The organism is Arthrobacter sp. HY1533 (assembly GCF_027568515.1).
Lineage (GTDB): Bacteria > Actinomycetota > Actinomycetes > Actinomycetales > Micrococcaceae > Specibacter.
The window spans coordinates 1-12,144 of the sequence record NZ_JANKZF010000010.1 but is presented as its reverse complement, the minus strand read 5'-3'; the positions used below and the strand labels follow the sequence as shown (position 1 = coordinate 12,144).

Below are 12,144 nucleotides of genomic sequence, written 5' to 3'. Positions count from 1 at the left end.
GCGTTTTTTCGACCACTACTGCGGGTCAGTTATTTGGTGGGGCTACTCTGCCGCTTCTTCCTTGCGGACTGCGTAATGGTGGCCCGAAGAATCCGTCCGCTCCTCAAAGTGGGACAGCTGCTCCTGGCTGTTTTCCTCAAATTCGTCGTGGCGGTGCACCACGGGCGAATCCGAGTCGCCCTGGTCGGCCGGGCCGAACACTTTTTGGAACTTCTCCGTGGCGTGCATGAACTTGCCCACGAAATTCTCGCCGCTCGTCATCATCAACACCCCCTCTCCGCAGGGAAGCAAAACGTGTGATCCACGTCGCTTAATTCTACGCCCGGCGGCCCATAAAGGCCCCGGGTCGCGGGACGGGGCTGCCCGAGCGGGAGCGGGAGCGGGCTAGCGCAGCGACTTGTCGTTGGGGTCCTTCGGGACCAGGTAGGTGCTGCCGTCGGCGCGCGTCACCGTCACGAACGCCTCCGCCGCGGCCTGCTGGGAGACCAGCAGTGCCTTGTTCTCCGGGGTCATCTCATGATCCAGCGGGCTGCTGCTGGCGGGTCCCAGGATGTAGCGCAGGTGGCCGGTGAACCGCATGAATCTGTGGACCAGGGGCATCTTGGGCATGTGGCATTCCTTGGGGTCGGGGGTCCGAAGCGTTGCTTCTGGCCCGATTATTGGTGGCTGCGTTATCCATAGTACCCTGATAGTTAGTGCACTAACTATCTCAAGGAGCGTGTCAATGGACACCACGGAGAACGACCTGCTGCTGGAGCGCCAGCTGTGCTTTGGCTTGAGCGTGGCCTCCCGCAGCGTCATTGCCGCCTACAAGCCGGTGCTTGCCGAGCTTTCGCTGACACACCCGCAGTATTTGGTCATGCTTGCACTGTGGGAGCAGTCGCCACGCCGCGTCAAGGACCTGGGCGGCGCCCTCCTGCTGGAATCGGCCACCCTCTCCCCCCTGCTCAAGCGGCTCGAGTCGCTGGGGTACGTCACGCGGACCCGGGACGGCGTCGACGAGCGCGCCCTGGCCATCAACCTCACACCCGCCGGCGCCGCACTGCGCAACAAGGCCCTGGCGGTGCCCGGAACCATGATGGCCCGGCTCGGCCTGGACCGGGAGGGGGCCATGGCGCTGCACCGCAGCATGATGTCCCTCATCGCGGCCGCCACCCACGCGGACGACGCCGGGCAGTCACCGGCCGACGCTGCCGCCGCCACGATGGCGGATAATTAAGGCATGAACCCCGCACTGCCGTCCCCGGCCTCCATGACGCTGGCCGAACTCGACTGGCAGGCCAGGGCCGCAGCCCACAAGGCACGCGTGAACCGCTACGCGGAGCCGTATCTTGCGCGCCGTTCGGCCGGGAAAAAGCACCCGGTGGAGGACTTTCTTTTCACGTACTACACCCAGAAGCCGGGCCAGCTCTCGCGCTGGCACCCGGGCGCCGGGGTTGTGCTCACCGGGGCGGCCGCTGCCGAGCGCCTGGACTGGAAGTTCTACCGCGCGGCCAACGAGGCGGAGCTCCAGGCGGCAGGGGCGCCCGCCGCGGGCCCCGCCGCAATCCTTGACACGGAAAAGTTCCTGGAACAGCGCCGGGAGGCAGTGGACTTCGCCCGGATCATCTTGGGCCGCACGGCCGCACGCCCGGCGCAATTTGGCTGCTTTGGGCTGCACGAATGGGCCATGGTCTACAAGCAGGAAGCCAATGCGGTGCGGCACGAATACCTGGAACTGCGCCTCGGCTCCGGCGGCACGGACCAGGTGGTGGAGGACAACAGGATCCGCTGCACGCACTTTGACGCCTACCGCTTTTACACCCCGCAGGCCACAGGCCTCAACGAGCTGACACCCACCCGGGAAAATCAGCGCGACATGGAGCAGCCCGGCTGCCTGCACGCCAACATGGACCTGTACAAGTGGGCTTACAAGCTCTCACCCGCACTGCCCAGCGAGCTGGTCATGGACTGCTTTGAGCTTTCATGGCACATTCGTGCCATGGACATGCAGGCTTCCCCCTACGACCTCGCGGAGTGGGGATATCCGCCGATCCGCATTGAGACGGCGGCAGGCAAGGCCGACTACGTGGCGGCCCAGCGCGGCTTCAGTGCCGACGCGGCAGTGCTGCGCGAGCGGTTGCGCGCTGCCGTGGACGCCCTTTGACCGAACCCGGTGACGGTCCTACTCTTATTTCACCCAACAACAATTTGATTCCATCTTGTGAAACTTGAGGAGCCCCATGTCAACCGCACTCACCCCCGGCCAGGCTGCACCCGAATTCACCCTTCCCGACGCAGCCGGCCGCTCAGTTTCGTTGTCCGACTACGCCGGACGGCAGGCGATCATCTACTTTTACCCCAAGGCGGCCACGCCCGGCTGCACCACTGAGGCCTGCGATTTTCGCGACAGCCTGGCCGCCCTGCAGGCGGCAGGCGTGGACGTGCTGGGAGTTTCCACCGACGCGCCCGAGGCGCTGGCCGCGTTTTCCGATGACTTTGGCCTGAACTTCCCGCTCCTCTCCGACGAGGACCACCGGGTTGCCGAAGCCTGGGGCGCGTGGGGCGAGAAGCAGGTCAACAACCAGACAGTCATGGGCACGCTGCGCTCCACAGTGGTAGTCAATGCCGACGGGACCGTGCGAACAGCCGAGTACGGCGTCAGTGCAGACGGCCATGTGGCCCATCTGCGCACGCAGCTGGGACTGTAGCGCCCTGCGGGCAATCCTCCGCAATACACGGACCCCACGGTTGACATTTCAAATGTGATGCGGTTCACTATTCATACGCTGAAATAACAGTTCCACGATGCGAAATTTATTGAGATTCGCATAGCCTACGCCGTGGATGCCAGCAGATGAAAAGCAAGGATCAACTTGCCATGCTGTTGAACGAATTCAACGAATCCCCCGCAATTGTCCTGGCCGAGGCGCTGCGCCCCTGCCTCGACGTGGACCGGTGGATCAACCAGATCATTGCCAGCCGGCCCTATGCCTCGGCGGAGCACGTCTTCGCCGAGGCCCAGCTTGCCGCCTCGCCGTTCACCGCCGGGGAGGTCGCCTCCGCATTGGCACACCATCCCCGGATTGGGGAGCGGCTGCCCGGAAGCGGACGGGAGGCGGCGCTCTCCGCCGCGGAACAGGCGGGGATAGACCCCGCCGACGCCGCGGTCACAGCCCAGCTCCTGGACGGAAACCGCGCCTACGAGGAAAAATTCGGCCGGGTGTTCCTCATCCGGGCCCTTGGCCGCTCTCCGGCTGACATCCTCTCCGCCCTGCGCGAGCGCCTGACAAACCCACCCGAGGCCGAAGAGTCCATCGTTGCCGGGCAGCTGCGGGAAATCGCGCTGCTGCGGCTCAAGGAGGTCATTGCCCCATGAGCGTTTCGCACATCACCACCCACGTTTTGGACACCACGCGGGGATTGCCGGCAACCGGCGTCGAAGTGGAGCTTGACGCGTTGACCGACGGGCGGTGGCAACAGCTCGCTTCGGCAACCACCGACGCCCAGGGACGGGCCAAGGACCTGGGCCCGGAGCGGCTGCCCAGCGGGACCTACCGCCTCCGCTTCAACACAGGCACCTATTTCGCCGGCATCGGCGCGGAAACCTTCTTCCCGGAAGTGTCACTGACCTTCACGCTCGACGCGGCGCAAGAGCACTACCACGTGCCGCTGCTGCTGAGCCCATTCGCCTTTTCAACGTACAGAGGAAGCTAGCCATGAACGAGAACAACAACATTGTCCTGGGGGCCAACCAGTACGGCAAGGCCGAGGTCCGGCTAGTGAAAATCACCAGGGACACGGAGCGCCACGAGATCGAGGACCTCAACGTAACCTCGCAGCTGCGCGGCGACTTCCTGGCCGCCCACCTCGAAGGCGACAACGCCCACGTCGTGGCCACGGACACCCAGAAAAACACTGTCTACGCCTTCGCCCGTGCCGGAGTGGGCTCCCCCGAGGCGTTTCTGTTGCGCCTGGGCGAGCACTTCACCTCGGAGTTTGCCTGGGTGAGCGGCGGGCGCTGGGCCGCCGAACAGTACAAGTGGGACCGCATCGAGGCGCACGGCCAGGCCCACAACCATGCATTCGTGCGCAACGGGCAGGAAGTGCGCACCGCCGTGGTGGTCAAGGACGGCCCCAACACCCAGGTGATTTCCGGCCTGGCCGACCTCACCGTCCTGAAGTCCACCCAATCGGGCTTCGAGGGCTACCCGGTGGACAAGTACACCACGCTTGCACCCACCAACGACCGCATCCTGGCCACCGATGTGGCCGCGCGCTGGCGGTTCAACCCGGCCGCCGTGGCGGAGGTTGACTTCAACAAGTCCTACGACGACGTCAAGTCCCTGTTGCTGGAAGGCTTCACGGAGAACTACTCCACAGCCCTGCAGCAGACGCTCTTCGACATGGGCAAAAAGGTGCTTGTGGCCCATCCGGAAATTGACGAGATCAAGTTTTCCATGCCCAACAAGCACCACTTTGTGGTGGACCTGTCCCCGTTTGGCCTGGACAACCCCAATGAGGTCTTCTTCGCGGCAGACCGGCCCTACGGGCTGATCGAGGCCACGGTCCTGCGCGAGGACGCCTCGGATGCCGGAAACGCCTGGGACGGCATCGCCGGCTTTTGCTAACACGGCCGGGCCATAACGGCCCTGCACAGAGGCAGGCGGGGGCTGCAACCCCCGCCTGCCCGCAGCGACAACTCCCAAAGCGGGTTCTCGCTTAATAAGGGTAAGCAGACAAGGAGGTCCGCTATGACCAAAATTTCACGTTCCACGGCCGCAGTTCCCACCCGGCCCGAGGATGAAAAGCTCGGAATTGGCGCAAGTTTCGCCTATGGATTCCAACATGTATTGACCATGTACGGCGGCATCATCGCCGTCCCGCTCATCATTGGGCAGGCCGCCGGCCTGTCATCGGCCGACATCGGCGTGCTGATCGCCGCGGCCCTCTTCATGGGCGGGCTGGCAACCCTCCTGCAAACCATTGGGCTGCCGTTCTTCGGTTCACAACTGCCGCTGGTCCAGGGCGTCTCGTTCGCCAGCGTGGCCACCATGGTGGCCATTGTTGGCGGCGGCGGCATCCAGGCGGTCTTTGGTGCTGTCATTGTCTCGGCAGCGTTCGGGCTTCTCATTGCGCCATTGTTTTCCAAGATTGTGAAATTCTTTCCGCCCGTGGTTACCGGCAGCGTCATCACCACCATTGGGCTGACCCTGATGCCCGTGGCGGCAAACTGGTCCATGGGAGGCAACAAGAAAGCCGCCGACTACGGCAGCGTCTCAAACATCATGCTCGCCGCGTTCACCCTGGCCGTGGTGCTCCTGCTGAGCAAGCTGGGCAGTTCCACCATCTCCCGGCTCTCCATCCTGCTCGCCATGGTCATTGGCACCGTGGCTGCCATCTTCATGGGCAAGGCGGACTTTTCCGGGGTGGGCCATGGCGCCATTTTTGAACTGCCCATGCCGTTCCATTTGGGGCTGCCCACCTTCAATGTTGCCGCCATCATCTCCATGCTCATTGTTGTCCTGGTGATCCTGACGGAAACCACGGCGGACATCCTGGCGGTGGGGCAGATTGTGGACACCAAGGTGGATTCCAAGCGCATTGCCGCAGGGCTGCGCGCCGACATGGCCTCAAGCCTTGTCTCACCCGTGTTCGGCTCCTTCACCCAGAGCGCCTTTGCCCAGAATGTAGGCTTGGTTGCCGTCACGGGGGTCAAGAGCCGCTTCGTGGTTGCGGCGGGCGGGGTGATCCTGGTGGTGTTGGGGCTGCTGCCCATCCTGGGGCGGGTGGTTGCCGCCGTTCCCCTGTCGGTGCTGGGCGGGGCAGGAATCGTCCTGTTCGGCACGGTGGCTGCCAGCGGCATCCGCACACTGGCCCAGGTGGACTACCGCAACAACATGAACCTGGTCATTGTCTCCACCTCTGTGGGCTTTGGCATGCTGCCCATTGCCGCCCCCACCTTCTACGACCAGTTCCCGGAGTGGGTGGGCACCATCTTCCACTCCGGAATTTCCTCGGCGGCCATCATGGCAATCCTGTTGAACCTGCTGTTCAACCATCTCAAGCGCGGGAACCCGGAGAACCCGTCCGTGTTTGCCGCCGGCACCGACCGGATGATCACGGCCGAGCTGCTGGAGCACCTGCAGGACGGCGACCGGTGTGAGGACGGCAAGTTGATCGACGTCGACGGCCGGGAGGTGCCCGTGACGGGAGAGATCCCGCTGGCACCCGACGGTTCAAGCCACCACTAAACCCAAGTACGACGGCGGTGGGCCGCCCCGTGAGGGAGGCCCACCGCCGTCGAACGCTTCTTGGTGGGGAGCCTGGAGAGTCAGCCCCGCCCAATGAAGGGCATGCCGGCGGCCGTGATGACCAGCTGGCCAATGGTTGCCGACGCCGGGAGGCCGGCCATGAACATGACGGTCCGGGCGGCCTCGGCCACGGGGAAGGTGGGCTCCACCAGCAGGTCCCCATTGGCCTGCAGGGCACCGGTGGCAACATCCAGGGTGGACATGATGGAGGTTGCGGTGTTGCCGATGTCGATCTGGCCGCAGCTGATGCCGTAGGCCCGCCCGTCCAGTTCAATTGACTTGGTCAGGCCGCTGATGGCGTGCTTGGTGACTGTGTAGGCGGCCGACTTGGGCCGCGGGGAGTGGGCGGAGATGGAGCCGTTGTTGATGATCCGCCCACCTTGGGGTTGCTGGTTTTTCATGGCCCGGATGGCGGCGGCCGCGCACAGCATGGAGCCGGTGAGGTTGACGGCCACGGTGGCATTCCAGTCGGCCAGGGAAACCTCATCCACGGACTTGGCGGGGCCAAAGGTTCCGGCATTGTTGAACAGGACATCCACCCGGCCAAAGCGTTCCACGGCCTGGCTGAACAAATTCTCCACCTGCGCATGCTCGGTGACGTCCGTCGGGACTGCCAGGGCCAGCGGGTGGCCGCCGGCCACGTCGGAAAGTTCAGCTTCCCGGCGGCCGGCCAGGACCACGGCATACCCTTCCGCCAGTGCGGCCTGCGCCACGGCGCGGCCAATGCCGGAGCCGGCGCCCGTCACAACCATGACCCGTGCTGGAGTGTTTTCCTTGTTCACATCTGCTCCTTATTGAAGGTGGCTCCATTGTTGCGTGCATTTGCCGTGAAGGCACAAAAAGACGGGACCGGCGGAAGTGTTCCGCCGGTCCCGTCCCTGGGTTTTTCTAGCGCCCGATCAATTCGGCCGCGCCGGCCGGAACCGGCCAGCCGGTGAAGGCCTTGGGCCGGGGTGGCGCGTAGGTGCGCACCTTGGAGGTGGACAGGCCCAACCGGACCAGCGACTCGGCGATCGTGACCGCGGCAGCGACGCCGTCGACCACGGGAACACCCGTGCGCTCCCGGACCTGCTCGTTGAGCCCGGCCATGCCGCCGCAGCCAAGGACGATGACCTCCGCCTTGTCCACGGTGACGGCCAGCTCGGCCTCGCGGACAATTGCCTCAACGGCACGCTCCGGCTGTTCCTCAAGTTCCAGGACGGCCATGCCGCTGGCCCGGACAGATGCGCAGCGGTCGGTCAGCCCGGCCAGCTTGAGCCGGTCCTCGATGAGCGGAACGGCCCGGTCAAGGGTGGTGACCACAGAGTACTTGTGGCCCAGGAACATGGCGGTGCTGGCGGCGGCTTCGGTGATGTCGACAACCGGGACGTCCAGCAGTTCCTGCAAGCCTTCCCGCCCGTGTTCCCCGTAGCCCGCCTGGATGACCGCGTCGAAGGGTTCCGGGTAGGACTGCACTGCGTCCATGACGGCAACGGCGGCCAGGTAGCTTTCGAAGTTCCCTTCACAGGATTCCGCACCGAAGCGCGGGGTGAGGGCGATGATCTCCGTGCCGGGGGCGGCCACTGAGCGGGCCTGCTCAGCGATGGATTCCGTCATGGATGCCGTGGTATTGACGTTGACTACAAGAATGCGCATGGTCTGCCTTTCCAGGGGGGATCGCGGCTAGTGGACGCTGTCGACTGCGATGGGCTCACCGGAGACGTTGTGGAACGGCCCCTTGCGGTCGGCCACAAAGTAGTAGGTGATGGCGGCCAGCCCGGCCCCGAAGAACCAAGAGAAGGAGGACAGTTCGTGCAGCTGCGGGATAAAGGCGATCAGGATGGCCACCACGGATGCCGGGATCAGGGCGATGACGGCACGGGGGTTGACGCCCCGCTTGTAGTGGTAGTCCGCGCCGTCTGCCTTGGTGTAGAGGTGCGGGACGTTGACCTGGCCGCGGCGGATGATCCAGTAGTCGGCCATGATGACGCCGAACAGCGGGCCCAGGAGGGCACCGAGGCCGCCCAGGAAGTACACGATGACCACGGGGTTGTTGTAGAGGTTCCAGGGCAGGATGACCAGGCCGATGATTGCGCTGACCAGGGCTGCCTTGCGGAAGTTCAGGTGGCGCGGGAACAGGTTGGTCAGTGCGTAGACGGGGGCCACGAAGTTGGCCATCAGGTTCACGGCGATGGTGAGGATGAGCAGTGCCAGGCAGGCGACAACCAGCAGGAAGGTGTTGGGGATTGTCTGGACAATGTCGGAGGGGCTTTCAATGATGGTGCCGTCGATCTTGAACTGGGCACCGGAGATGACAACCACAATTGCGCCGAAGAGGAGCATGTTGATCGGGATGCCCCAGAAGTTGCCGCGGACAATTGACTTGGCGGACTTGGCGGAGCGGGTGAAGTCGCAGAAGTTCAGGACGAACGTGCCGTAGATGGCAACCCACAGGGCGCCGCCGGCAAAGATGGTGCGCCACATTTCAGCGCCCTGCAGGCCCTGGTTGGTCTGCCAGGCGATGGATCCACCGGCCTGGATGAACATCCAGATGGCGATGGTTGCCATGGTGACAAGGATGATGGGACCGGCGAAGGCCTCGTACTTGCGGATCATGTCCATGCCGAAGCTGACGATGACAACCTGGACAACCCAAAGCGCCAGGAAGGTCAGCCAGCCGAGGGTGGAAAGGCCCAGGATGGAGTTGGTGTCCCAATCATGCAATGCGGGGAACAGTGCCGTGAGCATGACCCGCAGGACCACCGAGGCCAGGAAGGTCTGCACGCCGAACCAGACGATTGCGACGCCGCCACGGAGCAGGGATGCGATGTGTGCGCCCTTGATGCCGAAGCTGATGCGGCTCATGACCGGGAACGGAACGCCTGTCTTGAATCCCATGAATCCCGAGAAGTTCAACAGGCCAAAGAGGAGTACGGCTCCGATGCCCAGGGCCAGCAAGATCTGCCAGCCGCCCAGGCCGATGGCGAACAATCCAATGGCGAAGGCGTAGTTGCCCAGGCTGTGCACATCGTTGGCCCACAGCGTGAAGATGCTGTAGCTGGACCAGCGCCGGCCCTTCATCTTGGTCGGCGCAAGGTCCTGGTTGAACAGGCTGGCACTGAGCGTGTAACCCTCGGGGGTTGCAAAGGGTGGCTCTGACACCGTGGTGGAACTGCTGTGTTCAGACAAGGTGGTTCCTCTTCTTGGATCAGACAGCGCTGCCCGTCTCCCTTGAGGGGCGGCACCTGCCTCAACGGGGTGGGTATTTTTTGTGGAAGTAGCGTCCATGATAGCTCCGCAACAAATAGGATTTTCGTATGGTGGAAGAAAACTTTTGAGGTATGAAAACAATCGTATGAGTCAGCTCACATCAAGTCAATGGCTGAAGCCTGAAAATCTGTCACAAACCGAGAATTTTGCATCCTGGGGCCATCGGCAGTAATCTCGGCATACAATATTTTCTTTCCATCTGACGAAAACCGTGACAGCGGCTTTCGTTTGGATGGCCCAACGCCCGCGCCACGTTCGACGGCGAACGCGCAGCCAGCGGGTAGGCGCCGCCTCACCACCAGGGAGGCCGCGAATGCACCACTGAAAGAGGACCGATGTTCTTGCGAGAAGACAATTCCCATATCCTCAGCGGGTTGACCAACCAGCTGCCTGATCGCGATCCGGAAGAGACAGCCGAATGGCTTGAGTCCTTCGACTCGTTGATCTCCGAACGCAGCACTGAGCGTGCCCAGTTCATTATGCGTAGCCTGCTGCAGCGGGCCGGCGCACAGAGTGTTGGCGTGCCCATGGTCACCACCACCGACTATGTGAACACGATCCCGGCTGACCAGGAACCTGTTTTCCCGGGCAACGAGGAGATCGAGCGCAAGTACCGCGCCTGGCTGCGCTGGAACGCCGCCGTCATGGTGCACCGCGCACAGACCCCGGAGATCGGTGTTGGTGGGCACATCTCCACCTATGCCGGTGCTGCGACCTTGTACGAGGTGGGCTTCAACCACTTCTTCCGCGGCAAGAACCACCCCGGCGGCGGGGACCAGATCTTCTTCCAGGGCCACGCCTCCCCCGGCATGTACGCCCGCGCCTTCCTGGAAGGCCGCCTCTCCGAAGAAGACATGGACGGCTTCCGCCAGGAACGCTCCAAGGAAGGCCACGCCCTCTCCTCCTACCCGCACCCGCGCCTGATGCCCGAGTTCTGGGAATTCCCCACCGTGTCCATGGGCATTGGCCCGATGAACGCGATCTACCAGGCCCAGTCCAACCGCTACCTGCACAACCGCGGCATCAAGGACACCTCCGACCAGCAGGTCTGGGCGTTCCTCGGTGATGGTGAAATGGACGAGCCCGAATCACGCGGCCTGCTCCAGCTCGCCGCGAACGACAAGCTCGACAACCTGAACTTCGTGGTCAACTGCAACCTCCAGCGCCTCGATGGCCCGGTGCGCGGCAACGGCAAGATCGTCCAGGAACTGGAAGCATTCTTCCGCGGCGCCGGCTGGAACGTCATCAAGGTCCTCTGGGGCCGCGAATGGGATGACCTGCTGGCCCGGGACACCGATGGTTCCCTGGTCGATGTCATGAACACCACCCTCGATGGTGACTACCAGACGTACAAGGCCGAGTCCGGCGGCTTCGTCAAGGAGCACTTCTTCGGGAAGACCCCGCAGACCAAGGAACTCGTCGCGCACCTCTCCGATGACGAGGTCTGGAACCTCAAGCGCGGCGGGCACGACTACCACAAGGTCTACGCCGCCTACAAGGCTGCCACCGAGTTCAAGGGCAAGCCCACGGTGATCCTGGCCCACACGGTCAAGGGTTACGGCCTGGGCACGCACTTCGAGGCGCGCAACGCCACGCACCAGATGAAGAAGCTGACCCTGCAGGACCTCAAGGACTTCCGCACCCACCTGCGCCTGCCCATCACGGACGAGACCCTGGAAGCGGACCCGTACCGTCCCCCGTACTACCGCCCCGGAGCCGACACCCCGGAAATCCAGTACCTCATGGAACGCCGCGCCGCCTTGGGCGGGTTCCTGCCCGAACGCCGCAGCAAGCACACCGAGCTGGAAATGCCCGGGGACAAGACCTATGAGGTCGCCAACCGCGGCTCGGGCAAGCAGCAGGCCGCCACGACCATGTCGTTCGTGCGGCTGCTCAAGGACTTGATGCGGGACAAGGAGTTCGGCAAGCGCATTGTGCCGATCATCCCCGATGAGGCCCGCACCTTCGGCATGGACGCGTTCTTCCCGACCGCGAAGATCTACAACCCCAACGGGCAGAACTACCTCTCCGTGGACCGCGACCTGGTCCTGGCGTACAAGGAGTCCATCTCGGGGCAGATCGTGCATGCCGGCATCAACGAGGCCGGTTCCGTGGCAGCGTTCACCGCCGCCGGCACCGCCTACGCCACCCATGGCGAACCGTTGATCCCGTTCTACGTCTTCTACTCCATGTTCGGCTTCCAGCGCACCGGCGATTCCTTCTGGGCCGCCGGGGACCAGATGACCCGCGGCTTCATCATCGGCGCCACCGCAGGACGCACCACCCTCACCGGTGAAGGCCTGCAGCACGCCGACGGCCACTCCCCGATCCTGGCCTCCACCAACCCGGCCGTGATCACCTACGACCCCGCCTACGGCTACGAAATCGGGGCGATCGTGCGCGCCGGCATCGAGCGCATGTACGGACCGGATTCCACCGATCCCAACGTCATGTACTACATCACCGTGTACAACGAGCCGATCAGCCAGCCCAAGGCACCGGAGAACATCGACGTCGAGGGCATCAACAAGGGCATCTACCTGCTCAAGAAGAGCGAACACGACGGGCCCCGCACCCAGCTGCTGGCCTCCGGCGTGTCCGT

General features: G+C 63.8%; 13 protein-coding genes. 8 read left to right on the top strand and 5 right to left on the bottom strand.

The window, feature by feature from the left end; genetic code table 11:
* Nucleotides 1-42: 42 nt before the first annotated feature.
* Together PCK14_RS09980 and PCK14_RS09975 are read right to left on the bottom strand one after the other, a co-directional pair.
* Nucleotides 43-264, bottom strand: coding sequence for a hypothetical protein (locus PCK14_RS09980; protein WP_269938338.1), 222 nt, complete (start codon nucleotides 262-264; stop codon nucleotides 43-45).
* A 120-nt stretch (nucleotides 265-384) separates the two neighbouring features.
* Complete coding sequence (locus tag PCK14_RS09975) at nucleotides 385-609, bottom strand: hypothetical protein (protein ID WP_269938337.1); 225 nt, start codon at nucleotides 607-609, stop codon at nucleotides 385-387.
* Between the two features lie 115 nt (nucleotides 610-724).
* Between PCK14_RS09975 and PCK14_RS09970 the strand changes: the two genes are divergently transcribed.
* The 7 genes from PCK14_RS09970 to PCK14_RS09940 all read left to right on the top strand — a co-directional run bounded on the left by PCK14_RS09970 (nucleotide 725) and on the right by PCK14_RS09940 (nucleotide 6,233).
* On the top strand, nucleotides 725-1,219 hold the full coding sequence (locus PCK14_RS09970) for a MarR family winged helix-turn-helix transcriptional regulator (protein ID WP_269938336.1): 495 nt from the start codon (nucleotides 725-727) through the stop codon (nucleotides 1,217-1,219).
* Between the two features lie 33 nt (nucleotides 1,220-1,252).
* The gene (locus tag PCK14_RS09965) at nucleotides 1,253-2,146 is read left to right on the top strand and encodes a 3-methyladenine DNA glycosylase (RefSeq protein ID WP_269938366.1); all 894 of its coding nucleotides are present in this window, start codon (nucleotides 1,253-1,255) and stop codon (nucleotides 2,144-2,146) included.
* Nucleotides 2,147-2,222: 76 nt separating this feature from the next.
* Entirely contained in the window at nucleotides 2,223-2,690 is a 468-nt protein-coding gene (gene bcp, locus PCK14_RS09960; protein ID WP_333474355.1) for a thioredoxin-dependent thiol peroxidase, read from the top strand.
* Between the two features lie 170 nt (nucleotides 2,691-2,860).
* Nucleotides 2,861-3,358 carry a 2-oxo-4-hydroxy-4-carboxy-5-ureidoimidazoline decarboxylase gene (uraD, locus tag PCK14_RS09955; protein ID WP_269938334.1) on the top strand — a complete coding sequence of 166 codons (498 nt, stop codon included), beginning with the start codon at nucleotides 2,861-2,863 and terminating at the stop codon, nucleotides 3,356-3,358.
* Nucleotides 3,355-3,696 carry a hydroxyisourate hydrolase gene (gene uraH, locus PCK14_RS09950; RefSeq protein ID WP_269938333.1) on the top strand — a complete coding sequence of 114 codons (342 nt, stop codon included), beginning with the start codon at nucleotides 3,355-3,357 and terminating at the stop codon, nucleotides 3,694-3,696. Before uraD ends, uraH begins: the two co-directional genes overlap by 4 nt.
* A 2-nt stretch (nucleotides 3,697-3,698) precedes the next feature.
* A complete protein-coding gene (gene pucL / locus PCK14_RS09945) occupies nucleotides 3,699-4,610 on the top strand; it encodes a factor-independent urate hydroxylase (protein WP_269938332.1) in 912 nt (303 codons plus the stop codon).
* 123 nt (nucleotides 4,611-4,733) lie between these two features.
* Entirely contained in the window at nucleotides 4,734-6,233 is a 1,500-nt protein-coding gene (locus tag PCK14_RS09940; RefSeq protein ID WP_269938331.1) for a nucleobase:cation symporter-2 family protein, read from the top strand.
* An 80-nt stretch (nucleotides 6,234-6,313) separates the two neighbouring features.
* Here PCK14_RS09940 and PCK14_RS09935 read toward each other — a convergent pair whose 3' ends face one another.
* From PCK14_RS09935 to PCK14_RS09925, 3 genes are all read right to left on the bottom strand, one after another.
* Nucleotides 6,314-7,075, bottom strand: a complete 762-nt coding sequence (locus tag PCK14_RS09935) for an SDR family oxidoreductase (protein WP_269938330.1) — start codon at nucleotides 7,073-7,075, stop codon at nucleotides 6,314-6,316.
* 106 nt (nucleotides 7,076-7,181) lie between these two features.
* Complete coding sequence (locus PCK14_RS09930) at nucleotides 7,182-7,928, bottom strand: aspartate/glutamate racemase family protein (RefSeq protein WP_269938329.1); 747 nt, start codon at nucleotides 7,926-7,928, stop codon at nucleotides 7,182-7,184.
* Nucleotides 7,929-7,955: 27 nt separating this feature from the next.
* Nucleotides 7,956-9,434 carry an NCS1 family nucleobase:cation symporter-1 gene (locus PCK14_RS09925; RefSeq protein ID WP_269938365.1) on the bottom strand — a complete coding sequence of 493 codons (1,479 nt, stop codon included), beginning with the start codon at nucleotides 9,432-9,434 and terminating at the stop codon, nucleotides 7,956-7,958.
* A 443-nt stretch (nucleotides 9,435-9,877) separates the two neighbouring features.
* On the opposite strand from PCK14_RS09925, the gene aceE reads away from it, so the two are divergent.
* Nucleotides 9,878-12,144, top strand: a 2,267-nt coding sequence (aceE, locus tag PCK14_RS09920) for a pyruvate dehydrogenase (acetyl-transferring), homodimeric type (RefSeq protein WP_269938328.1), incomplete at its 3' end; no start/stop codon positions are given.

Coding starts and splice junctions, on each gene's coding strand:
- pucL (WP_269938332.1), top strand. CDS start 3,699: ATGAACGAGAACAACAACATTGTCCTGGGGGCCAACCAGTACGGCAAG.
- bcp (WP_333474355.1), top strand. CDS start 2,223: ATGTCAACCGCACTCACCCCCGGCCAGGCTGCACCCGAATTCACCCTT.
- PCK14_RS09975 (WP_269938337.1), bottom strand. CDS start 609: ATGCCCAAGATGCCCCTGGTCCACAGATTCATGCGGTTCACCGGCCAC.
- PCK14_RS09965 (WP_269938366.1), top strand. CDS start 1,253: ATGACGCTGGCCGAACTCGACTGGCAGGCCAGGGCCGCAGCCCACAAG.
- PCK14_RS09970 (WP_269938336.1), top strand. CDS start 725: ATGGACACCACGGAGAACGACCTGCTGCTGGAGCGCCAGCTGTGCTTT.
- uraH (WP_269938333.1), top strand. CDS start 3,355: ATGAGCGTTTCGCACATCACCACCCACGTTTTGGACACCACGCGGGGA.
- PCK14_RS09930 (WP_269938329.1), bottom strand. CDS start 7,928: ATGCGCATTCTTGTAGTCAACGTCAATACCACGGCATCCATGACGGAA.
- PCK14_RS09940 (WP_269938331.1), top strand. CDS start 4,734: ATGACCAAAATTTCACGTTCCACGGCCGCAGTTCCCACCCGGCCCGAG.
- PCK14_RS09980 (WP_269938338.1), bottom strand. CDS start 264: ATGATGACGAGCGGCGAGAATTTCGTGGGCAAGTTCATGCACGCCACG.
- uraD (WP_269938334.1), top strand. CDS start 2,861: ATGCTGTTGAACGAATTCAACGAATCCCCCGCAATTGTCCTGGCCGAG.